Source organism: Streptomyces sp. NBC_01474 (genome assembly GCF_035918215.1).
Lineage (GTDB): Bacteria > Actinomycetota > Actinomycetes > Streptomycetales > Streptomycetaceae > Streptomyces > Streptomyces aureus.
The window spans coordinates 2,935,247-2,957,880 of the sequence record NZ_CP109449.1 but is presented as its reverse complement, the minus strand read 5'-3'; the positions used below and the strand labels follow the sequence as shown (position 1 = coordinate 2,957,880).

20 protein-coding genes are annotated in these 22,634 nt (G+C 71.6%); 19 read left to right on the top strand and 1 reads right to left on the bottom strand.

Annotated features, from left to right (window positions below; genetic code table 11):
- Positions 1 to 81 precede the first annotated feature (81 nt).
- The 4 genes from OG758_RS13830 (at position 82) to OG758_RS13815 (ending at position 3,426) form a co-directional block, all read left to right on the top strand.
- Positions 82 to 1,419, top strand: a complete 1,338-nt coding sequence (locus OG758_RS13830) for an OFA family MFS transporter (RefSeq protein ID WP_326710276.1) — start codon at positions 82 to 84, stop codon at positions 1,417 to 1,419.
- Positions 1,385 to 1,522: an MFS transporter small subunit gene (locus OG758_RS13825; protein WP_326710275.1), complete on the top strand. Its 138-nt coding sequence runs from the start codon at positions 1,385 to 1,387 to the stop codon at positions 1,520 to 1,522. Before OG758_RS13830 ends, OG758_RS13825 begins: the two co-directional genes overlap by 35 nt.
- 147 nt (positions 1,523 to 1,669) lie before the next feature.
- Positions 1,670 to 2,617, top strand: coding sequence for a beta-ketoacyl-ACP synthase III (locus OG758_RS13820; RefSeq protein ID WP_326710274.1), 948 nt, complete (start codon positions 1,670 to 1,672; stop codon positions 2,615 to 2,617).
- A 131-nt stretch (positions 2,618 to 2,748) separates the two neighbouring features.
- Positions 2,749 to 3,426, top strand: a complete 678-nt coding sequence (locus OG758_RS13815; RefSeq protein ID WP_326710273.1) for a GntR family transcriptional regulator — start codon at positions 2,749 to 2,751, stop codon at positions 3,424 to 3,426.
- Between the two features lie 19 nt (positions 3,427 to 3,445).
- On the opposite strand, the gene OG758_RS13810 is transcribed toward OG758_RS13815, so the two are convergent.
- Positions 3,446 to 3,937, bottom strand: coding sequence for a low temperature requirement protein A (locus OG758_RS13810; RefSeq protein ID WP_326715901.1), 492 nt, complete (start codon positions 3,935 to 3,937; stop codon positions 3,446 to 3,448).
- Between the two features lie 306 nt (positions 3,938 to 4,243).
- Between OG758_RS13810 and OG758_RS13805 the strand changes: the two genes are divergently transcribed.
- The 15 genes from OG758_RS13805 to OG758_RS13735 all read left to right on the top strand — a co-directional run bounded on the left by OG758_RS13805 (position 4,244) and on the right by OG758_RS13735 (position 22,632).
- Positions 4,244 to 5,425: an ROK family transcriptional regulator gene (locus tag OG758_RS13805; protein ID WP_326710272.1), complete on the top strand. Its 1,182-nt coding sequence runs from the start codon at positions 4,244 to 4,246 to the stop codon at positions 5,423 to 5,425.
- Positions 5,426 to 5,523: 98 nt separating this feature from the next.
- Positions 5,524 to 7,035, top strand: coding sequence for a sugar ABC transporter ATP-binding protein (locus OG758_RS13800; protein WP_326710271.1), 1,512 nt, complete (start codon positions 5,524 to 5,526; stop codon positions 7,033 to 7,035).
- 157 nt (positions 7,036 to 7,192) lie between these two features.
- Positions 7,193 to 8,203, top strand: a complete 1,011-nt coding sequence (locus tag OG758_RS13795; RefSeq protein WP_326710270.1) for an ABC transporter permease — start codon at positions 7,193 to 7,195, stop codon at positions 8,201 to 8,203.
- A gap of 20 nt (positions 8,204 to 8,223) precedes the next feature.
- Entirely contained in the window at positions 8,224 to 9,267 is a 1,044-nt protein-coding gene (locus OG758_RS13790) for a substrate-binding domain-containing protein (RefSeq protein WP_326710269.1), read from the top strand.
- A gap of 55 nt (positions 9,268 to 9,322) precedes the next feature.
- A complete protein-coding gene (locus OG758_RS13785; RefSeq protein WP_326710268.1) occupies positions 9,323 to 10,525 on the top strand; it encodes a Gfo/Idh/MocA family protein in 1,203 nt (400 codons plus the stop codon).
- A gap of 13 nt (positions 10,526 to 10,538) precedes the next feature.
- Positions 10,539 to 11,543 (top strand): sugar phosphate isomerase/epimerase family protein, encoded by a 1,005-nt coding sequence (locus OG758_RS13780; protein ID WP_116507835.1) that lies wholly within the window; start codon positions 10,539 to 10,541, stop codon positions 11,541 to 11,543.
- A gap of 215 nt (positions 11,544 to 11,758) precedes the next feature.
- Positions 11,759 to 14,215 carry a PQQ-dependent sugar dehydrogenase gene (locus OG758_RS13775; RefSeq protein ID WP_326710267.1) on the top strand — a complete coding sequence of 819 codons (2,457 nt, stop codon included), beginning with the start codon at positions 11,759 to 11,761 and terminating at the stop codon, positions 14,213 to 14,215.
- 15 nt (positions 14,216 to 14,230) lie between these two features.
- Positions 14,231 to 15,589 carry a ThuA domain-containing protein gene (locus tag OG758_RS13770; RefSeq protein ID WP_326710266.1) on the top strand — a complete coding sequence of 453 codons (1,359 nt, stop codon included), beginning with the start codon at positions 14,231 to 14,233 and terminating at the stop codon, positions 15,587 to 15,589.
- Between the two features lie 94 nt (positions 15,590 to 15,683).
- A complete protein-coding gene (locus OG758_RS13765) occupies positions 15,684 to 16,802 on the top strand; it encodes an inositol-3-phosphate synthase (RefSeq protein ID WP_326710265.1) in 1,119 nt (372 codons plus the stop codon).
- Complete coding sequence (locus tag OG758_RS13760; protein WP_326710264.1) at positions 16,799 to 17,704, top strand: SCO3242 family prenyltransferase; 906 nt, start codon at positions 16,799 to 16,801, stop codon at positions 17,702 to 17,704. The genes OG758_RS13765 and OG758_RS13760 overlap by 4 nt, the downstream gene beginning before the upstream one ends.
- A complete protein-coding gene (locus tag OG758_RS13755) occupies positions 17,701 to 18,555 on the top strand; it encodes a sugar phosphate isomerase/epimerase family protein (protein WP_326710263.1) in 855 nt (284 codons plus the stop codon). Before OG758_RS13760 ends, OG758_RS13755 begins: the two co-directional genes overlap by 4 nt.
- Positions 18,552 to 19,190: an EboA domain-containing protein gene (locus OG758_RS13750; RefSeq protein ID WP_326710262.1), complete on the top strand. Its 639-nt coding sequence runs from the start codon at positions 18,552 to 18,554 to the stop codon at positions 19,188 to 19,190. The genes OG758_RS13755 and OG758_RS13750 overlap by 4 nt, the downstream gene beginning before the upstream one ends.
- Positions 19,190 to 20,038: a TatD family hydrolase gene (locus tag OG758_RS13745; RefSeq protein ID WP_326710261.1), complete on the top strand. Its 849-nt coding sequence runs from the start codon at positions 19,190 to 19,192 to the stop codon at positions 20,036 to 20,038. The genes OG758_RS13750 and OG758_RS13745 overlap by 1 nt, the downstream gene beginning before the upstream one ends.
- Positions 20,039 to 20,041: 3 nt before the next feature.
- A complete protein-coding gene (gene eboE, locus OG758_RS13740) occupies positions 20,042 to 21,211 on the top strand; it encodes a metabolite traffic protein EboE (protein ID WP_326710260.1) in 1,170 nt (389 codons plus the stop codon).
- Entirely contained in the window at positions 21,208 to 22,632 is a 1,425-nt protein-coding gene (locus OG758_RS13735) for a nucleotide pyrophosphatase/phosphodiesterase family protein (protein WP_326710259.1), read from the top strand. The genes eboE and OG758_RS13735 overlap by 4 nt, the downstream gene beginning before the upstream one ends.
- Positions 22,633 to 22,634 lie beyond the last annotated feature (2 nt).

The window sequence follows — 22,634 nt, the reverse complement described above, 5'->3', positions numbered from 1 at the left end:
GAGGTGGCGCATCGCATACCGTGTACGGATTCCGGTGCGTACTCTTCCCAACTCCCGTACGGCTCCCTAACGTTCGGGATCATGAGGCCCCCCGTCGCGCCAACCGGCTGGAGCCGCTGGCTCGTTCCGCCCGCCGCTCTGTCCGTCCATCTCTCCATCGGCCAGGCCTACGCCTGGAGCGTCTTCAAGCCCCCGCTCGAGTCCGCCATGCACCTCAGCGGCACCGAGAGCGCCCTACCCTTCCAGCTCGGCATCGTGATGCTCGGCCTCTCCGCGGCCTTCGGCGGCACGCTCGTCGAGCGCAACGGCCCGCGCTGGGCGATGACCGTCGCCCTCGTCTGCTTCTCCTCCGGCTTCCTGCTCTCCGCCCTCGGCGCCGCCACCGGACAGTTCTGGCTGATCGTCTTCGGCTACGGCTTCGTCGGCGGGATCGGCCTCGGCATCGGCTACATCTCGCCCGTGTCGACCTTGATCAAGTGGTTCCCCGACCGGCCCGGCATGGCCACCGGCATCGCGATCATGGGCTTCGGCGGCGGCGCGCTGATCGCCTCGCCCTGGTCCGCGCAGATGCTGGAGTCCTTCGGTGCCGACTCCTCGGGCATCGCCCTCGCCTTCCTCGTGCACGGACTCGCGTACGCCGTGTTCATGTCGCTCGGAGTACTGCTCGTACGGGTGCCCCGCACGGAAGGGGCGCCCAAGGCAGGGGTGCCCGCGCCGCTCGAAGGGGTGCAGGTCTCGGCCCGCAGCGCCGTGCGCACCCCCCAGTTCTGGTGCCTGTGGCTCGTGCTCTGCATGAACGTGACGGCGGGCATCGGCATCCTGGAGAAGGCCGCCCCGATGATCACGGACTTCTTCAAGGACAGCGGCACCCCCGTCAGCATCTCCGCGGCCGCGGGCTTCGTCGCGCTCCTGTCGGCGGCGAACATGGCGGGCCGCATCGGCTGGTCCTCCGCCTCCGACCTGGTCGGCCGCAAGAACGTCTACCGCCTCTACCTGGGCGTGGGCGCCGTCATGTACCTGCTGATCGCCCGCTTCGGCGACTCCTCCAAGCCCCTGTTCATCGGCTGCGCGCTGGTGATCCTCTCCTTCTACGGCGGCGGCTTCGCCACCGTCCCCGCGTACCTCAAGGACCTCTTCGGCACCTACCAGGTCGGCGCGATCCACGGCCGGCTGCTCACCGCGTGGTCCACCGCCGGAGTGCTCGGCCCGCTGATCGTCAACCGGGTCGCCGACAGCCAGGAAGCGGCCGGCAAGCACGGCCAGGACCTCTACGGCCTGTCCTTCACGATCATGATCGGTCTGCTCGTCGTCGGCTTCGTCGCGAACGAGCTGATCCGTCCCGTCCACGCCCGCCACCACATCCCCGCCCCGAGGGAGGCCACCGATGACGCAGCCGCAGACCGCCGGCAGTCCGCCTAGCCGCCGCGCGCTCACCCTGTTCGCCTGGCTGTGGGTCGGGGTGCCGCTCGTGTACGGCCTGTACGAACTCGTTCAGAAGGCGAGGCAGCTCTTCACGGGGTAGGGCGGTACAGACCCCGGGCGCCGCAGGGTGATGTGGGGCACCCTCCAACCAGGGCGCCCCAATCCTGTCGCTTTACGTGCCCTCGTACCGGTGAGTCGCTCACCAGACTGGTGGATCCGCATCTCGAACACCGAGGGGGCCCCACCCATGACCGGTTCGCGCATCACCGCCGTAGGCCACTACCAGCCCGCCAGGGTCCTCACCAACGAGGACCTGGCGGCCATGGTGGACACCGACGACGCGTGGATCCGCAGCCGCGTGGGCATCCGCACCCGTCATGTCGCGGGTCCCGACGAGCCGGTCGACGAGCTGGCCGCGCACGCCGCGGCGAAGGCGCTCGCGGGGGCGGGTCTGACGGCGAACGACATCGACCTCGTCGTGGTCGCCACCTCCACCGCCGTCGACCGCTCGCCGAACATGGCCGCACGCGTCGCGCACCGCCTCGGTGTGCCCTCGCCCGCCGTGCTCGACGTCAACGTGGTGTGCGCCGGCTTCACGCACGCGCTCGCCACCGCCGACCACGCCGTACGGGCGGGCGCCGCGACGCGCGCCCTGGTGATCGGCGCCGACAAGATGTCCGCCGTCACCGACTGGACGGACCGCACCACCTGCGTCCTCGTCGGCGACGGCGCGGGCGCCGTCGTGGTCGAGGCATGCCCGCCAGGCCACGAGCCGGGCGTCGGGCCCGTCCTGTGGGGTTCCGTGCCCGAGATGGGCAACGCCGTGCGCATCGAGGGCGAGCCGGCGCGCTTCGCGCAGGAGGGCCAGAGCGTCTACCGCTGGGCGACACAGCAGCTGCCGCCGCTGGCCCGCGCGGCGTGCGAGCGGGCCGGATACACGCCCGCGGATCTGGCCGGCGTCGTCCTGCACCAGGCGAACCTGCGGATCATCGAACCGCTCGCCCAGAAGATCGGCGCGGTGAACGCCGTCGTCGCGCGTGACGTCGTCGACTCGGGCAACACATCCGCCGCCAGCATCCCGCTCGCCTTCTCCAAGCTGGTCGAGCGCGGCGAGATCCGCAGCGGCCAGCCGGTGCTGCTCTTCGGATTCGGCGGCAACCTGTCCTACGCGGGCCAGGTCGTCCACTGTCCCTGAGCAGGCGTGATTTCGCGGCGTTCACGGGTGTGACGAGCCCAACTCCCGCCCCTACTGGCCATTGTGCTCGGTAGACTGTAGACGAAAGCCAATTCATACTGGCTTCTCCGTTGCACAGGAGGGGGACCGCGATGTTGTCCACAGGACTGCCGCAGGGGGCGGTGCCCAAGCTCGAGCGCCCCGGACCGCTGCGCGAGCGGGTCTACGAGGCGCTGCTCGAACTGATCACGACGCGTGCACTTCAGCCGGGCCAGCACCTGGTCGAGAGCGAACTCGCCGGGCACCTCGGGGTGTCGAGGCAGCCCGTGCGCGAGGCGCTCCAGCGGCTCAACACGGAGGGCTGGGTCGATCTCCGTCCCGCGCAGGGCGCCTTCGTGCACGAGCCGACCGAGGACGAGGCGGACCAGCTCCTCACGGTCCGTACGCTCCTGGAGGCCGAGGCGGCCCGCCTTGCCGCAGCGAACGCCGGCAAGCCCGGGATCACCGCACTCGAAGAGCTGTGCGCCAGAGGTGAGCAGGCCGTCGCCGACGGCGACGTCGAACTCGTCGTCGCCACGAACGCCGCCTTCCACGCCAAGGTCATGGAACTCGCGGGGAACGTCGTCCTGGGTGAGCTCGCCGGACAGGTCGACCGCCGCGTGCGCTGGTACTACCAGCCGGTGGCCCGCCAGCGCGGCAAGCAGTCCTGGATCGAGCACCGCGAGCTGATCGCGGCGATCGCGCGGCGGGACGAGGCACGCGCGACGGCGGTCATGCGGGCCCACACCGAGCACACCCGCGAGACGTACCACCGGCGCGACCAGTCGTAAGGGCGGCGCCGCACACGGATCACGGTCGGGGCGCGCCCTTGAAAGGGGCGCGGGACCGCTGCATATGCGGCTCCGCCGCGTGGGCGCGACCGGTCACGGACAATCCGTCGCCCGCAGGAACGCCCCGACAGGCCCGCGTCTCCGCGGCCGGCATCGCCACGAGGATCACGACGAGCGCGACGAGTTCCGCCACGGCGGCCACGTGCGTGCCGAGCGGCGCCGCGCCGAGCACCACCGGCACGGCCGCCGCTCTGAAGGCCGGCGGGGAGAGCCGCATCGCGGTCCTGAACGCGACGTCGCCGGCCAGGAACAGCGCGACACCGCCCGCGAGCGCGGGCCCGGTGTGCAGATGCTCACCGAGGTGCCCGAGCGACATCTTCACGCCCGCCGCGAGGAACGCGACGCCGAGCAGCATCGGCAGGAAGGCGTAGGAGTACGCGTTCATCGCGAGGCGGAACCGGCGCGCCGGCGACGTCGCCCGGAACGTCGCCTCGGCGCGACCGTGACCCAGCGTGCTGACCCGCAGTTCCGCGGCGGGCTGATCCGCTCTCCGCGCGGCGGGCGGTTCCTCTCCCTGCTCCGCCGCCGGCGCGCGTGCTCGCCGTCATACCAACCCCCTTGCGACGTCCTTCAGTTGTGCGAGCGACAAGGTGCGCGGATCCTCATTCCCCGCTCTTTGTCCTGTAGCTGGAGAAAGTCATGGGTAATTGCTGCGCAACTTCTTCCCACTCCCGGCAAGCACTGCTACGTTCCCCTCGAAAGCCCGAAGACGGGACGACAGGCGGCCCGGTGAGGCGGTGAGGGGCACGTGAGGCGCATGACGGCTCGACCCGCGAACGCGCACCAGGCGCGTCTGCTACGTCTGCTGCGTGACGGCGGACCCAACTCCCGTGCCCAGCTGGGCGATCAGATCGACCTCTCGCGGTCGAAACTGGCCGTCGAGGTGGACCGGCTCCTGGAGACGGGCCTCGTCGTGGCCGACGGACTCGCCGCCTCGCGCGGCGGGCGCCGCTCCCACAACATCCGGCTCGCCCCCGAACTGCGTTTCCTCGGCGTCGACATCGGCGCGACCTCGGTCGACGTCGCCGTCACCAACGCCGAACTGGAAGTCCTCGGGCACATCAACCAGCCCCTGGACGTCCGCGAGGGACCGGTCGCCGTCTTCGAGCAAGTGCTCGCGATGGCAGCCAAGTTGAGGGCCTCCGGGCTCGCCGAGGGATTCGACGGAGCCGGGATCGGCGTCCCCGGACCCGTCCGGTTCCCCGAGGGTGTGCCGGTCGCGCCGCCGATCATGCCGGGCTGGGACGGGTTCCCCGTCCGCGAGGCCCTCAGCCAGGAACTCGGCTGCCCGGTCATGGTCGACAACGACGTGAACCTGATGGCGATGGGGGAGCAGCACGCGGGCGTCGCCCGCTCCGCGCGCGACTTCCTCTGCGTCAAGATCGGCACGGGCATCGGCTGCGGCATCGTCGTCGGCGGAGAGGTCTACCGCGGTACGACGGGCAGCGCCGGCGACATCGGCCACATCCAGGTCGAGCCCGACGGACGTCAGTGCGCCTGCGGCAACAAGGGCTGCCTGGAAGCCTACTTCAGCGGCGCGGCACTCGCCCGCGACGCCGAGGAGGCCGCCCGCGAGGGCCGCTCCGACGAACTCGCCGCCCTGCTCGAAGCGGCCGGGAAGCTCAGCGCCGCCGACGTGGCCGCCGCGGCCGCCGCCGGGGACGCCACCTCCCTCGATCTCATCCGCGAGGGCGGCAACCGCACCGGGCAGGTCATCGCCTCACTCGTCAGCTTCTTCAATCCGGGCCTCGTGGTGATCGGGGGTGGCGTGACCGGCCTCGGCCACACGCTGCTAGCAGCCCTGCGCACCCAGGTCTACCGCCAGTCGCTGCCCCTGGCGACCGGCAACCTCCCCATCGTCCTGGGCGAGCTCGGCCCCACCGCCGGAGTCATCGGCGCGGCCCGCCTGATCAGCGACCACCTGTTCTCACCGGCGTAACACCGCCCGGCTTAACACCGCACGCGATCACCACACCAGTACGGCGTTCAGCTCCGCCCTGCCCTGACACCGGCCCGTATCCGCCGAGGGGATCACTCATGGCACCGGAACCACCCCTGCTCACCATGTCCGGCATCACCAAGTCGTTCCCCGGCGTGCGCGCCCTCGACGGCGTGGACCTGGAGGTCCTGGCCGGTGAGGTGCACTGCCTCCTCGGCCAGAACGGCGCGGGGAAGTCCACCCTCATCAAGGTCCTCGCCGGCGCCCACCAGCCCGACGACGGCACGATCACCTGGCGCGGCGAGCGCACGGTGCTCAAGTCGCCCATCGCCGCGATGCGCCTCGGCATCGCCACCATCTACCAGGAACTCGACCTGGTGGAGGGGCTGTCCGTCGCCGAGAACATCTACCTCGGACACGAGCCGACCACCGCCGGTTTCGTGGTCCGCGGACGCGAGGCCCGCACCACAACTGCCGCACTTCTCAAACGACTCGGGCACGGAGAGATCGGTCCGGGCACGCTCGTCGGCGACCTCTCGGCAGCCCAGCAGCAGATCGTGTCCATGGCCCGCGCGCTCTCCCACGACGTCCGTCTCATCGTCATGGACGAACCCTCGGCCGCCCTCGACCCGGACGAGGTCGACAACCTCTTCCGCATCGTCGACTCCCTCACCGCCGACGGCGTCGCCGTCGTCTACATCTCGCACCGCCTGGAGGAGATCCGCCGGATCGGCGACCGCGTCACCGTCCTCAAGGACGGCCGGGCGGTCGCGGGCGGACTGCCCGCGAAGGAGACGCCGACCCGCGACGTGGTCGCCCTCATGACCGGCCGGAACGTCGAGTACGTGTTCCCCGAGCGACCCGCGGGACCCCCGCTCGCCGAACCCGTCCTCACTGTCAAAGGCCTTTCCCGACAAGGTGAGTTCGCGCCGCTCGACCTCGAACTGCGGCCCGGCGAGATCGTCGGCCTCGCGGGCCTCGTCGGCTCGGGGCGCTCCGAGATCCTGGAGACGATCTACGGCGCGCGCAAGGCCAGTACCGGACAAGTCGTCGTGGACGGGCAGGTGTTGCGGCCCGGCAGCGTACGCGCCGCCGTCCGCGCCGGGCTCGGCCTCGCCCCCGAGGAGCGCAAGGCGCAGGCCCTCCTCATGCTGGAGTCCGTCACCCGCAACGTCTCCGTCTCCTCCATGTCCCGCTTCTCGTACGGAGGCTGGCTCGACCGCGGCAAGGAACTCGACGCCGCGCGGGCCGCGACCCGCGAGCTGTCCCTGCGCCCCGACAACCCGTCCGCGCCGGTGCGCACCCTCTCCGGCGGCAACCAGCAAAAGGCCGTCCTCGCCCGCTGGCTCCTGCGCGGCTGCCGCGTCCTCCTCCTCGACGAGCCGACACGGGGCGTGGACGTCGGCGCCCGCGCCGAGCTCTACGCCGTCATCCGCCGCCTCGCCGACGACGGTCTCGCGGTCCTCATGGTCTCCAGCGAGGTCCCCGAGGTCCTCGGCCTCGCGGACCGGGTCCTGGTGCTGAGGGAGGGCGCGGTGATCCACGAGTCGCCGGCGGCGGACCTGGACGAACACAGGGTGCTCGACCTGGTCCTCGCAGGGGGCCGATAGGGGCGCGGGGCCGCTACCAATGCGGCTCCGCCGCGTGGGCGCGACAAGCCCCCACCGGCCTGCACCCGGAAAGCCGCCGCACGCACCAGCCACCCACCCGACCAGGGGCGCGGGGGCTCAGCCACAGACAACCCGCACCCGAAGGGAGCCCGGCACCATGACCCAGCCCGCATCCCCCGCCCGGCCCGCCACCTCGAAGACCACGCCCGCCGGCCCCCGCCCGAGAGGGTTCCGCCCGGACGTGCGGACCCTGTCCCTGGTGGGCGTGCTCGCCGTCCTGGTCCTGATCGGCGGCATCACCCAGCCCGACTCGTTCCTCGACATGAACAACGTGCAGCTGATCCTCACGCAGGCGTCCGTCATCGGTGTCGTCACCGTCGGCATGACCTTCGTGATCATCTCCGGCGGCATCGACCTGTCGGTCGGCGCGATCGTCGCCCTCGCGAGCGTCTGGGCGACCACCGTCGCGACCCAGGACTACGGCTTCGCCGGAATCCTGTTCACCGCCGTCGTCGTGGGCGTCGGCTGCGGACTGGTCAACGGGCTGCTGATCGCGTACGGCGGCATGGTCCCCTTCATCGCCACCCTCGCGATGCTCGCGTCGGGCCGCGGTCTCGCCCTCCAGATCACCGACGGCAAGACGCAGACCGTGTCCGTGGACAGCGTCCTCAAGCTCGGGGAGCGCGACGCCTACATCCTCGGCATCCCGCCGCTCGTCCTCGTCTTCGCCGCCGTCACGGTCGTCGGCTGGCTGGTCCTGAACCGTACGACGTTCGGCCGCCGCTCCGTCGCCGTCGGCGGCAACGCCGAGGCCGCGCGGCTCGCCGGCATCGACGTACGCCGCCAGCGCCTCTACCTCTACCTCCTGTCGGGCCTGTGCTGCGGCATCGCGGCCTTCCTCCTGATCGTCCTCGCCGGATCGGGACAGAACACGAACGGCAACCTCTACGAACTCGACGCCATCGCCGCCGCGATCATCGGCGGCACCCTGCTGACCGGCGGCCGGGGCACCATCACCGGCTCCGTGCTCGGCGTACTGATCTTCACCACGATCACCAACATCTTCGCGCTCAACAATCTGCAGAGCGACGTCCAGGAGATCGCCAAGGGGGCGATCATCGTCGCCGCGGTCCTGGTCCAGCGACGCACCTCCACCACCACTTCTTGACTCGGGAAGGGCCCACCGACATGCCAGAGACCACGAGCCGCAGAGGACTGCTCTTCGGGGCGGCAGCCGCCGTCACCACGGGCGGACTGCTCACCGCCTGCACGAGCAACGAGCCCAAGGACGCGAAGCCCGCGGCGAACGACAAGCCCGCCGCGGACGACAAGCCGGGCAAGCACGTCACCATCGGGTTCGCGGGACCGCAGGCCGACCACGGCTGGCTGAACGCGATCAACGACAACGCCACGGAACGCGCCAAGAAGTACTCCGACGTCACCCTGGAGGCGACGGAGGGCTCGAACGACACCGCCGCGCAGATCGGGCAGGTCGAGACCCTCATCAACAAGAAGGTCGACGTCCTGGTGATCCTGCCGGCCGACGGCAAGGCCCTCACCCAGGTCGGCCTGAAGGCGATGCGCGCCGGGATCCCCGTGGTCAACCTCGACCGGATCTTCAACACCCCGCAGGCGTACCGCTGCTGGATCGGCGGCGACAACTACGGCATGGGCCTGAGCGCCGGCAACTACATCGGCGAGCAGCTCAAGGACAAGAAGAACGCCAAGGTCGTCGAGCTCGCGGGCCTCGACAACCTGGAGCTCACCAAGCAGCGCAGCCAGGGCTTCGACGACGCCCTGAAGAACTTCCCGAACATCAGGAAGGTCGCCCGCCAGGCCGCCGAGTTCACCGTCGAGTCGGGCCAGGCGAAGATGGCCCAGCTCCTCCAGGCGCAGAAGAACTTCGACGCCCTGTGGAACCACGACGACGACCAGGGCGTCGGCGCCCTGCGCGCCATCAAGCAGGCCGGACGCAACGACTTCCTCATGGTCGGCGGCGCCGGAGCGCTCTCCGCCATGCAGGCCATCGAGGCAGGCAACAGCGTCCTCAAGGCGACCGTCCTCTACCCGCCGACCATGGCCGCCTCCGCGATCGACCTCGCCCGCGCCCTCGGCCAGGGCAAGGGCGTCAGCGGCATGGCCGAGTTCGAGATCCCGGCCCACGTGACGCTCTTCTCGGCGGTCGTCGACAAGGACAACGTCGCCCAGTACATGCCGACCGGCTTCAAGTGATGGATGCCCCCACAGCGCATCTCGCGGGACCGGCGTCGACGAGGAGGACTACTGCATGGGCACGACTCAGGAGCCCGGGGCCGGACCGCGCCCCCTGGGTGTCGGCATGGTCGGCTACGCCTTCATGGGCGCCGCCCACTCCCAGGGCTGGCGCACCGTGGGCCGCGTCTTCGACCTGCCGCTGCGACCGGTCCTCGCGGCCGTCTGCGGCAGGGACGGGCAGGCCGTCCGAGCCGCGGCCGACCGGCTCGGCTGGGCCGCGGCGGAGACGGACTGGCGGGCGCTGATCGCGCGGGACGACGTCGACGTCGTCGACATCTGCACCCCGGGCGACAGCCATGCGGAGATCGCCGTCGCGGCCCTGGAGGCGGGCAAGCACGTGCTGTGCGAGAAGCCGCTCGCCAACACGGTGGACGAGGCCGAGGCGATGGTCGAGGCGTCCGAACGGGCCCGTGCACGAGGTCAGCTGGCGATGACCGGCTTCAACTACCGGCGCGTCCCCGCCACCGCGCTCGCCCGCCGCATGGTCGAGGAGGGCCGCCTCGGCGCCCTGCGCCACGTCCGCGTCTCCTACCTCCAGGACTGGCTCGTCGACCCCGACTTCCCGCTCACCTGGCGGCTGAAGAAGGAGTACGCGGGCTCGGGCGCCCTCGGCGACCTGGGCGCGCACGCCGTCGACCTCGCGCAGTTCCTGGCGGGGGAGCCCCTCGTCGGGGTCTCCGCGCTCACCGAGACGTTCGTACGGGAACGGCCGATCCTGGAAGGGGCGTCGGCCGGGCTCGCGGCGGGCGGCGGCGGGACCGGGCGCGGCCCGGTGACGGTGGACGACGCGGCGCTCTTCACGGCCCGCTTCGCCTCCGGGGCGCTCGGCTCCTTCGAGGCCACCCGCTTCGCCTCCGGCCGCAAGAACGCCCTGCGCATCGAACTCAACGGCGAGAAAGGCTCGTTGGCCTTCGACCTGGAGCGACTCAACGAGCTCTCGTTCCACGACCACACCGAACCCGGGGTCAGCGCCGGCTTCCGCCGCATCCTCGTCACCGAGCCCGGCCACCCCTACCTGGAGGCCTGGTGGCCGCCGGGTCACGGCCTCGGCTACGAGCACACCTTCGTGCACCAGGCCCGCGATCTGGTCCATGCCATCGCGGCCGGCCGGCAGCCCGAACCGTCCTTCGCCGAGGGCCTGCGCGTGCAGCGCGTGCTCGCCGCCGTGGAGGAGAGCGCGCTCAAGAACTCCGTCTACACCCCCATCCCGGTCTGAGGAGGCACGGCTCATGCCACGCCAGTTCACCCTGTTCACCGGACAGTGGGCCGACCTGCCGCTCGAAGAGGTGTGCAGGCTGGCCCGCGACTTCGGCTACGACGGCCTCGAACTCGCCTGCTGGGGCGACCACTTCGAGGTCGACAAGGCCCTAGCGGACCCCGGCTACCTCGACTCGCGCCGCGCCCTGCTCGACAAGTACGGCCTCAAGTGCTGGGCGATCTCCAACCACCTGGTCGGGCAGGCGGTGTGCGACGCGATCATCGACGAGCGCCACCGGGCGATCCTGCCGGCCCGCATCTGGGGCGACGGCGAGGCCGAGGGCGTACGACGGCGGGCGGCGGCCGAGATGGAGGACACCGCGCGGGCCGCCGCGGCCTTCGGCGTCGACACCGTCATCGGCTTCACCGGCTCGTCCATCTGGCATCTGGTCGCCATGTTCCCGCCCGCGCCCGAGTCGATGATCGAGCGCGGCTACCAGGACTTCGCCGACCGCTGGAACCCCATCCTCGACGTCTTCGACGAGAACGGCGTCCTGTTCGCGCACGAGGTCCACCCGTCGGAGATCGCGTACGACTACTGGACCACGCAGCGCGCCCTCGACGCCGTCGACCACCGGGCCGCCTTCGGCCTGAACTTCGACCCCAGCCACTTCGTGTGGCAGGACCTCGACCCGGTCGGCTTCCTGTGGGACTTCCGTGACCGGATCTACCACGTCGACTGCAAGGAGGCCCGGCGCCGCCTGGACGGCCGCAACGGCCGTCTCGGCTCGCACCTGCCCTGGGGCGACCCGCGGCGCGGCTGGGACTTCGTCTCCGCGGGCCACGGCGACGTGCCCTGGGAGGACGTCTTCCGGATGCTGCGCTCGATCGACTACGAGGGGCCCGTCTCGGTCGAGTGGGAGGACGCCGGGATGGACCGGCTCCAGGGCGCCCCGGAGGCGCTCAAGCACCTCAAGGCCTTCGACTTCGAGCCGCCCACGGCGTCCTTCGACGCGGCCTTCGGCGGCTCCGACTAGCTGCACGGCGGCCACGTTTGTCCTGAACGGGGAAAAAGTCAACGCCTTTGCTGTGCAAGGGCTTTCCGTCCCGGACAAACGTGGCTACGGTCCAATGTTGTACAGGACACGCACAGTTCCGGGGTGACGGCGAACCCCGGCGTACCGATCGCACCCGCAGAGCGCATGCGCGACACGCCCCCGTCCGTACGCACGCCCTTTTCCGGAGGAACCCCGTGCACAGGAAACGCCCGAGATTCCGCAAGGCACTCGCACTCCTCACCGGCTCACTTCTCGCCGGAGCCTCACTCGCGATCGGCGCCCCGCACGCCGGCGCGGCGCCCGCCCCCGACGCCGCGGTCGCCGCCGCGGAGGACTTCCAGCAGGTCACCCTCGCCAAGGGCGCCGAAGAGGTCGGCGAGCCCATGTCGCTCGCCGTCCTGCCGGACCGCAAGGTCCTGCACACCTCGCGCGACGGGGTCCTGCGCCTGACCGACGAGAACGGCACCACCAAGGTCGCCGGCAAGCTCGACGTCTACTCCCACGACGAAGAGGGCCTCCAAGGCGTCGGCGTGGACCCGAAGTTCAGCGACAACCACTTCATCTACCTCTACTACGCGCCGCCGCTCGACACCCCCGCGGGCGACGCCCCGAACGACGGCACGGCCGCGGACTTCAAGCCCTTCGACGGCCACAACCAGCTCTCGCGCTTCGTGCTCAACGCGGACGGCACGCTCGACAACGCCAGCGAGAAGAAGATCCTGGAGATCCCCACCTCGCGCGGCATCTGCTGCCACGTCGGCGGAGACATCGACTTCGACAAGGACGGCAACCTCTACCTGTCGACGGGCGACGACTCCAACCCCTTCTCCTCCGACGGCTACACGCCGATCGACGAGCAGCCCACCCGCAACCCGGCCTACGACGCCCGGCGTTCGGCCGGCAACAGCAACGACCTGCGCGGCAAGGTCCTGCGCATCAAGGTCAACGACGACGCCACGTACTCCATACCCGACGGCAACCTCTTCGCCCCGGGCACGGACAAGACCCGCCCCGAGATCTACGCGATGGGCTTCCGCAACCCGTTCCGGATCAGCGTCGACAAGCCGACCGGCATCGTCTACGTCGGTGACTACGGACCCGACGCCGGCACCGCCGACCCGAAGCGCGGCCCCGCGGGCCAGGTCGAGTTCGACCGCATCACCAAGGCCGGCAACTTCGGCTGGCCGTACTGCACCGGCAACAACGACGCGTACATCGACTACGACTTCGCCACCAAGACGTCCGGCGCCGCCTTCGACTGTGCCGCGCCGAAGAACACCTCGCCCCACAACACGGGCATCGTCGACCTGCCGCCGGCCCAGCCGGCCTGGATCCCCTACGACGGCGGCTCCGTGCCCGAGTTCGGCACCGGCTCCGAGTCCCCGATGGGCGGCCCGGTCTACCGCTACGACGCGGCGAGCACCTCGCCCGTGAAGTTCCCCGAGGCCTACGACGGCGACTTCTTCGCCGGTGAGTTCGGCCGGCAGTGGATCAAGCGGATCGAGCAGGACGGTGACGGCAAGGTCACCTCGATCAACCCGTTCCCGTGGACCGGCACGCAGGTGATGGACATGGCCTTCGGACCGGACGGCGCACTGTACGTCCTGGACTACGGCCTGTCCTGGTTCGGCGGCGACGAGCACTCCGGCCTCTACCGCATCGAGAACGCCACCGACGGCCACTCGCCCGTCGTCGACGCCAAGGTCGACAAGACCTCGGGCCAGGCCCCGCTCAAGACCCGCTTCTCCTCGACCGCGACGGACGCCGACAGTGACGCCCTGACCTACTCCTGGAACTTCGGCGACGGCACCAGCGGCACGGGCGCCGCGCCCAGCCACACGTACAAGAAGAACGGCACCTACACGGCGACCGTCACCGCCAAGGACGCGACGGGCCGTACCGGCAGCGCCGACGTCCACATCGTCGTCGGCAACACCGCGCCCAAGGTGACCCTCGAACTCCCCGCGGACGGCCAGCTGTTCACCTTCGGCGACAAGGTGCCCTTCAAGGTGAAGGTCACCGACCCCGAGGACGGGACGATCGACTGCTCCAAGGTCAAGGTCACGCACATCCTCGGCCACGACAGCCACGGCCACCCGGTCACCTCGGCCAACGGCTGCTCGGGCACCATCCAGACCTCCGCGGACAGCGAGCACGACGCCAACGCCAACGTCTTCGGGGTCTTCGACGCCGAGTACACCGACCAGGGTGCCAACGGCCAGCCCGCGCTGACCACCCACGACCAGAACGTCACCCAGCCCAAGCACCGCCAGGCCGAGCACTACGGCGACTCCAAGGGCGTCACCATCGCCAGCCACACCCCGGCGAACGGCGGCAAGACCGTCGGCGACATCAACAACGGTGACTGGATCTCCTTCAAGCCGTACGTCCTGAGCAACGCCACCTCGTTCACGGCGCGCGTCGCGTCCGCCGGCAGCGGCGGCACGCTGGAGATCCGCAGCGGCTCCGCCACCGGACGCCTCCTCGGCAGCGCCAAGGTCGAACCCACCGGGTCCTGGGAGACGTACAAGGACGTCACCGGCACCATCAGCCGGGCACCCGCCAAGACCACGACGCTCTACCTGGTCTTCAAGGGTGCGGGCACCGACGCGCTCTTCGACGTGGACGACTTCACCTTCACCACCAGCTGAGGAAGGAGCAGGGCTGTGCGCACCTCCACCCGTATCGCGCTCGCGGCCTCCGCGGCCGCCCTGCTCATCGGCTGTGTCTCCGCTCCCGCGTCCTCCTCATCGGGGGACGCGGGGGCGGGGGGCCGGGTCCTGGTCTTCTCCAAGACCGCGGGCTTCCGCCACGACTCGATCCCCGAGGGGATCGCCGCGGTGAAGGACCTGGGCGCGGCCAACGGCTTCGCCGTCGACGCCACCGAGGACGCCGGCGCCTTCACCGACGCCAATCTGCGCCGCTACGACGCCGTCGTCTTCCTCTCCACCACCGGTGACGTGCTCGGCCCCGACCAGCAGACCGCCTTCGAGCACTACATCAAGAAGGGCGGCGGCTACGTCGGCGTCCACTCGGCCGCCGACACCGAGTACGACTGGCCGTTCTACGGCGGCCTCGCCGGCGCCTACTTCCAGAACCACCCGGCGATCCAGCCCGCCACGGTCAAGGTCGAGGACCGGGGCAACCCGGCCACCGCCCATCTCGCCCGGACGTGGAGCCGCACCGACGAGTGGTACAACTACCGCTCCAACCCGCGCGAGCACGCCCACGTCCTCGCCTCGCTCGACGAGTCGTCGTACACCGGCGGCACCATGGCGGGCGACCACCCCATCTCCTGGTGCCAGAACTACCGGGGCGGCCGCTCCTTCTACACCGGCGCGGGCCACACCAAGGAGTCGTACGCCGATCCGGCCTTCCGGCAGCATCTGCTCGGCGGGATCCGCTGGGCGAGTGGTGCCGCGCAGGCCGACTGCCGGCCCGAGAGCGGCTACACGTCCCTGTTCGACGGGACCGCCGAGTCGCTCAAGGACTGGAAGCAGGCCGGACCCGGCTCCTTCGAGCTCTCGGACGACGGCACGCTCACCTCGTCCGGCGGCATGGGAATGCTCTGGTACGCGGGCCGCCCGCTCGGCTCGTACTCCCTGAAGCTCGACTGGAAGATGGCCGGGGACGACAACTCCGGTGTCTTCGTGGGCTTCCCGGAGTCCGACGACCCCTGGTCGGCCGTGAACAACGGCTACGAGGTCCAGATCGACGCGACCGACGCACCCGACCGCACCACCGGGTCCGTCTACAGCTTCCAGTCGGCCGACGTGAAGAAGCGCGACCGCGCGCTGAACCCGCCGGGGGAGTGGAACACGTACGAGATCCGGGTCGAGGGCGAGCACCTGCGGATCTGGCTCAACGGCGTGAAGGTCAACGACTTCACCAACACCGACCCCGCCCGGAGCCTGCGCGACGGGTACGTCGGGATCCAGAACCACGGCAACGACGACCAGGTGTCCTTCCGTGACATCCGGGTCAAGGACCTGCCCGCGAAGCCGGGCGCCGGGTCCGGCCACTAGACGACGGCGGGCGGGGGACGCCGGACCCCGCCCGCCGTCCCGCACCACCACCGCAACTCCGGCTCCAGGTTCGCGTACGACAAGGAGGCTGCCCATGTCCGCCGAACCCACTTTCCCCACCGCCCGCTTCGGAGTCTGGCTCATCGGGGCCCGTGGCTCCGTCGCCACCACCGCGGTCGCGGGCTGCGCCGCCGTCGGCGCGGGCCTGCACCCCCCGACCGGTATGGTCACCGAGACCGAACCCTTCGCCGGCGCCGGGCTCCCCGCGCTGTCGTCCCTCGTCTTCGGCGGACACGACACCGTCGACTGTCCGCTGCCCAAACGCGCCGAACACCTCGCCGCCGGAGGCGTCCTGCCGCACGGCCTGCCGGCCGCGGTCGGCGCCGAGCTCGTTGCCGCCGACCGGGAGATACGCCCGGGTGGCCCCCAGCCGGGGGACTCCCGCTCCGACGACGAACTCATCGCCGACTTCGCCGCCGACATCCGTGACTTCGTCGACCGCGGCGCACTCGCCGGCGCCGTCGTCGTGAACGTGGCGTCCACGGAACCCGCCCCCGACAGCAGCCGCCTGCCCGCCAGCTCCCTCTACGCGGCGGCCGCCCTGCGCGCGGGCTGCCCCTACGTCAACTTCACCCCCTCCACCGGCCTGCACCACCCCTCGCTCGCCGATCTCGCCGCCACCAGCGGCCTGCCCTACGCAGGGCGCGACGGCAAGACCGGCCAGACCCTCCTGCGATCCGTGCTCGCGCCGATGTTCCTCCAGCGCTCCCTGTCCGTGCGGGCCTGGTCCGGCACGAACCTCCTCGGCGGCGGCGACGGTGCCGCACTCGCAGACCCCGGCGCCGCCGCGGCGAAGAACGCGGGCAAGGAACGCGTCCTCGCCGACGCGCTCGGGGCCGCGCCCGAGGGCGAGGTCCACATCGACGACGTGCCCGCGCTCGGCGACTGGAAGACGGCCTGGGACCACATCGCCTTCGACGGGTTCCTCGGCTCCCGCATGATCCTCCAGACGATCTGGCAGGGCTGCGACTCCGCGCTCGCCGCCCCCCTCGTCCTCGACCTGGCCCGCCTCCTCCTGCGCGCCCACGAGAAGGGCGTCGAGGGGCCCCTGCCCGAACTCGGCTTCTACTTCAAGGACCCCGACGGCGACGCGTCCCCCGCGCTCGCCGAGCAGTACGCGGCGCTGGTCGGCTTCGCGGGACGCCTGCGGTGACCGGCCGCGCGCGGCACCTGCGGGCCTGGGCCGAACTCCTGCGCCTGCCCGCCCTGTTCACGGTCCCCGGCGACGCGCTCGCCGGTGCGTCCGCGGTGGGCCTGCGCCCCGGCCGGGGCACCTTCCTCGCCATCGGGTCGTCCCTGTGCCTCTACGAGGCGGGCATGGCCCTCAACGACTGGGCGGACCGCGCCGAGGACGCCGTGGACCGCCCCCACCGCCCGCTGCCGTCAGGGCGAATCCGCCCCGCAGCGGCCCTCGCGGCAGCGGGCGGCCTCACCGCCGCGGGCCTGGCCCTCGCGACCCGGGCGGGCCGTCCCGCCGCCCTGGCCGCGGGTGCGCTCGCGGCGACGGTATGGGCGTACGACCTGGGCCTGAAGAAGACACCGGCGGGACCGGTGGCGATGGCGGCGGCGAGAGGGCTCGACGTGCTGCTGGGAGCGGCGGCGACCGCGGGCCGCCTGCACCGGACGGCTCTGCCCGCGGCCACGACGCTGGCCGCCCACACGCTCGCCGTCACCGCGGTGTCCCGCAACGAAACCCAGGGCGGCGACGTCAAAGCCCCCCTGGGCGCACTGGCCGCGACCCTCGCGCTGACCCGGATCGCCGGGCGCGCCCCACGACTCCCGGCAGGCCGGCGGGTAGCAGCCGCCCCCGGCCTGTCGGGGACCACCACCGCCGCCCTGGCCGCCGCCTACGCGGCCACCGCGGCCCGCCCCTACCTCCACGCCGCCCTCAACCCCTCGCCGCCTCTGACCCAGCGGGCGGTGGGCGGCGGCATCCGCGCCATGATCCCCCTCCAGGCCGCCCTCGCGGCCCAGGCGGGCGCCCCCCTGACCGCCCTGGCCACCGCGTCGCTGGCCCAACTGGCCCGCCTCGCCCCGAAGGTGAGCGTCACATGACCATCCGCTGGGGATACGGCACGAACGGCCTGACCGACCTCCGCCTGGAGGACGCCCTCGCGGTCCTCGCCGACCTGGGCTACGACGGCGTAGGCCTCACCCTCGACCACATGCACCTGGACCCCCTGGTCCCCGACCTGCCCACCCGCACCCGGCAGGTGGCCCGCGTCCTCGACCGGCACGGCCTGAGCGTCACCGTCGAGACGGGCGCCCGCTACGTCCTCGACCCGCGCCGCAAGCACGGCCCCTCGCTCCTCGACCCCGACCCGGACGCGAGGGCCGCCCGCACCCGGCTGCTCATCAGGGCCGCGCAGGTCGCCGCCGACCTCGGCGCCCACGCCGTGCACTGCTTCAGCGGCGTCACCCCGGACGGCACGGACGACGGCACCGCGTGGAAGCGGCTCGCCGACGCGCTCGCCCCCGTCCTCGACGCGGCCTCCGCCGCCGGCGTCCCGCTCGCCATCGAGCCCGAACCCGGCCACCTCCTGGCCACACTCGCCGACTTCCACTACCTCCGCGAGGAGTTCGGCGGCCCCGAAGCGCTCGGCCTCACCCTGGACATCGGCCACTGCCAGTGCCTGGAGCCGATGCCGCCCGCCGACTGCGTGCGCGAGGCCGCTCCCTGGCTGAAGCACGTACAGATCGAGGACATGCGACGGGGCGTCCACGAACACCTCCCGTTCGGCGACGGCGAGATCGACTTCCCGCCGGTGCTCGAAGCCCTCGAAGCCACCGGCTACCAGGGACTGACGGTCGTGGAACTGCCCCGCCACTCCCACGCGGGACCCCGACTCGCCGAGGAATCCCTGCGGTTCCTGCGCGCCGCCGCCGCTGAAGGAGGCACCCCATGACCGACGCACCTCCCGGCATCGCGGCCCTCCGCGCCAGCACCGACGCCTCCCTCGGCGAGACGGCCCGCACGTGGCTCGACAAGGCCGCGGCGGAGGCCGCCTCAGATGACGGTGGCCATCAACAGACGCACACCACATGGGAGTTGCGGTTCGCCGAAGCCGGGCGCCGGTGCGGTGCCGAGCACGCCGAAAGCGCCCGTATCGTCCTCCTGCACGCGGCCCGCGCCGACACCGCCACCCTCACCCGTCTCTACGAACAGGGCGCCGCCGCCGAACGCCGCGCCGTCCTCGCGGCCCTTCCCCACCTCGTCGCGGGACCCGAAGCGCTGCCCCTCGTGGAGGACGCGCTGCGCACGAACGACACCCGGCTCGTCGCCGCCGCCGTCGGCCCCTACGCCGCCGAACACCTCACCGCGCACCACTGGCGGCACGCCGTCCTGAAGTGCCTCTTCACCGGCGTGCCGGTGTCCGCCGTCGCCGAGCTCGCCGAACGCGCCCGCGGCGACGCCGAGCTCGCCCGCATGCTCGGCGACTACGCGAACGAGCGCACCGCCGCGGGCCGTCCCGTCCCCGACGACCTGCACCGCTTGCTGGCCCTGACCACGCCGCCTCCCCACAAGGCCCAGGAGTCCTGATGCGCATCTTCGACCCGCACATCCACATGACGTCGCGCACCACCGACGACTACGAGGCCATGTACGCCGCCGGCGTCCGGGCGATCGTCGAGCCGTCCTTCTGGCTCGGCCAGCCCCGCACCTCGCCCGCCTCGTTCTTCGACTACTTCGACGCACTCCTCGGCTGGGAGCCCTTCCGCGCCGCGCAGTACGGGATCGCCCACCACTGCACGCTCGCCCTCAACCCCAAGGAAGCGAACGACCCGCGCTGCACACCCGTCCTCGACGCGCTGCCCCGCTACCTCGTCAAGGACAACGTCGTCGCCGTCGGCGAGATCGGCTACGACTCCATGACCCCCGCCGAGGACACCGCGCTCGCCACCCAGCTCCAGCTCGCCGCCGACCACGAACTCCCCGCGCTCGTGCACACCCCGCACCGCGACAAGCTCGCCGGACTGCGCCGCACCCTCGACGTCGTACGCGAGTCGGCCCTGCCGCTCGACCGGGTCCTGATCGACCACCTCAACGAGACCACGGTGAAGGAGGCCAAGGACGCGGGCTGCTGGCTCGGGTTCTCCGTCTACCCCGACACCAAGATGGACGAGGAGCGAATGGTCGCGATCCTCACCGAGTACGGACCCGAGCAGGTTCTCGTCAACTCGGCCGCCGACTGGGGCAAGAGTGATCCCCTCAAGACCCGCGAGGTCGCCGACGCGATGCTCAAGGCCGGCTTCACCGAGGACGACGTCGACCGTGTCCTGTGGCGCAACCCCGTCGCGTTCTACGGCCTCAGCGGCCGGCTCGACCTCGATGTCGCGGGGACCGACGCCACCCACGAGGGGAACTCCATCCTGCGCGGCGGGGCGTGAGCGATGCGCTTCCGCCACCCCGACGGGTCCACCGTCCACCTCGCGTACTGCACCAACGTCCATCCCGCCGAGACCCTTGACGGCGTGCTGGCCCAGCTGCGCGACCACTGCGAACCCGTCCGCAAGCGCCTCGGCCGCGACCGGCTCGGGATCGGCCTGTGGCTCGCCAAGGACGCCGCGCGCGCCCTCACCACCGACCCCGTCGCCCTGCGCGGCCTGCGCACCGAACTCGACCGGCGCGGCCTCGAGGTCGTCACCCTCAACGGCTTCCCGTACGAGGGGTTCGGTGCCGAAGAGGTCAAGTACCGTGTGTACAAGCCCGACTGGGCCGACCCGGAGCGCCTCGCGCACACCGCCGACCTGGCCCGCCTCCTCGCCGCGCTGCTCCCCTCCGACATCACCGAGGGCACCATCTCCACGCTGCCCCTCGCATGGCGCACCGCCATCGACCCGGCGCGCCGGGACGTCGCGTACGCCGCGCTCACCACCCTCGCCGAGCGGCTCGACGCCCTGGAGGAGCTGACCGGCCGCTCCATCCGCATCGGCCTCGAACCCGAGCCGGGCTGCACCGTCGAGACGACCGGCGACGCGATCGCCCCGCTCACGGCCGTGGCCCGCGACCGCATCGGTGTCTGCGTCGACACCTGCCATCTCGCCACCTCCTTCGAGGACCCGGCCACCGCGCTCGACGCCCTCGCCGCCGCCGGGATCCCCGTCGTCAAGTCCCAGCTCTCCGCGGCCCTGCACGCCGAGCACCCCGAAAGGGCCGAAGTCCGTGAGGCGCTCGCCGCGTTCGACGAACCCCGCTTCCTGCACCAGACCCGCACCCTCACCCCCGTAGGGCTGCGCGGCACCGACGACCTCGGCGAGGCGCTCGCCGGCGGCGCGCTCCCCGACACCGCGCCCTGGCGCGCCCACTTCCACGTACCGCTGCACGCGGCGCCCGCCGCCCCCCTCACCTCCACGCTCCCGGTGCTCAAGGACACGCTCACGCGTCTGGTCGGCGGCGCGCATCCGCTCACCCGGCACCTGGAGGTCGAGACGTACACCTGGCAGGCGCTCCCGCCCGAGGTGCGCCCCCGCGGCCGCACCCAGCTCGCCGACGGCATCGCCGCCGAACTCACTCTGGCCCGCGACCTCCTGACGGACCTCGGCCTGAAGGAACTCCCATGACAACTCCCGAGACGGACACGACAGCCGACCGGACGGAGTCGGGCCCGAACCCGCTGCTCGTCCTGGACGTCGTGGGCCTCACCCCGCGCCTCCTCGACCACATGCCCCACCTCAAGGCGCTCGGCCGGACGGGTTCCCAGGCCCACCTCGGCACGGTCCTGCCCGCCGTCACCTGCGCCGCCCAGTCGACGTTCCTCACCGGCACGATGCCGTCCGAGCACGGCATCGTCGCCAACGGCTGGTACTTCCGCGAGCTGGGCGACGTACTGCTGTGGCGTCAGCACAACGGACTCGTCGCCGGCGACAAGCTCTGGGACGCGGCCCGCCGCAGCCACCCCGGATACACGGTCGCCAACATCTGCTGGTGGTACGCCATGGGCGCCGACACCGACATCACCGTCACGCCCCGGCCCGTGTACTACGCCGACGGCCGCAAGGAACCCGACTGCTACACCAGGCCGCCGGCCCTGCACGACGAACTCACCGAGAAACTCGGCACGTTCCCCCTCTTCCACTTCTGGGGCCCGGGCGCCGACCTCGTCTCCAGCCGGTGGATCGTCGACGCGACCCGCCACATCATCGCCTCCCGTCATCCCGACCTGGCGCTGGCCTACGTCCCCCACCTGGACTACGACCTCCAGCGCTTCGGCCCCGACGACCCGCGCTCGCACCGGGCGGCGGCCGAGCTCGACGCCACCCTCGCGCCGCTCCTCGACGACGCGAAGGCCGAGGGCCGCACCGTCGTCGCCCTCTCCGAGTACGGCATCACCCGCGTCGATCGGCCCGTCGACATCAACCGCGCCCTGCGCCGCGCCGGACTCCTCGAAGTGCACACGCAGGACGGCATGGAGTACCTCGACCCGATGACGTCCCGGGCGTTCGCGGTCGCCGACCACCAGATCGCGCACATCTACGTGCGCCGCCCCGAGGACCTCGACATGGTCCGCGAGGCGCTGAAGGACGTGCCCGGCATCGAACAGCTCCTCGACGACGAGGGCAAGAAGGCCCACCATCTCGACCACCCGCGCTCCGGGGAACTCGTTGCCGTCGCCGAGCCCGACGCCTGGTTCACGTACTACTACTGGCTCGACGACGACCGCGCGCCCGACTTCGCGCAGCTCGTCGAGATCCACCGCAAGCCCGGCTACGACCCCGTCGAGCTGTTCATGGACCCCCAGGACCCCTACGTCAAGGTGAAGGCAGCCGGCGCCCTGGCCCGCAAGAAGCTCGGCATGCGCTACCGCATGGCGGTCGTGCCCCTCGATCCCTCACCCATCCGCGGCAGCCACGGCCGCCTCCCTTTGAGCGACGACAGCCCCGACGGTCCGCTCATCCTGTGTTCCACCCCCCGCGCCGTCACCGGCCGTGTCGCGGCCACCGACGTGAAATCGCTGTTGCTCGACCTGGCCGGTCTCGCATGAGC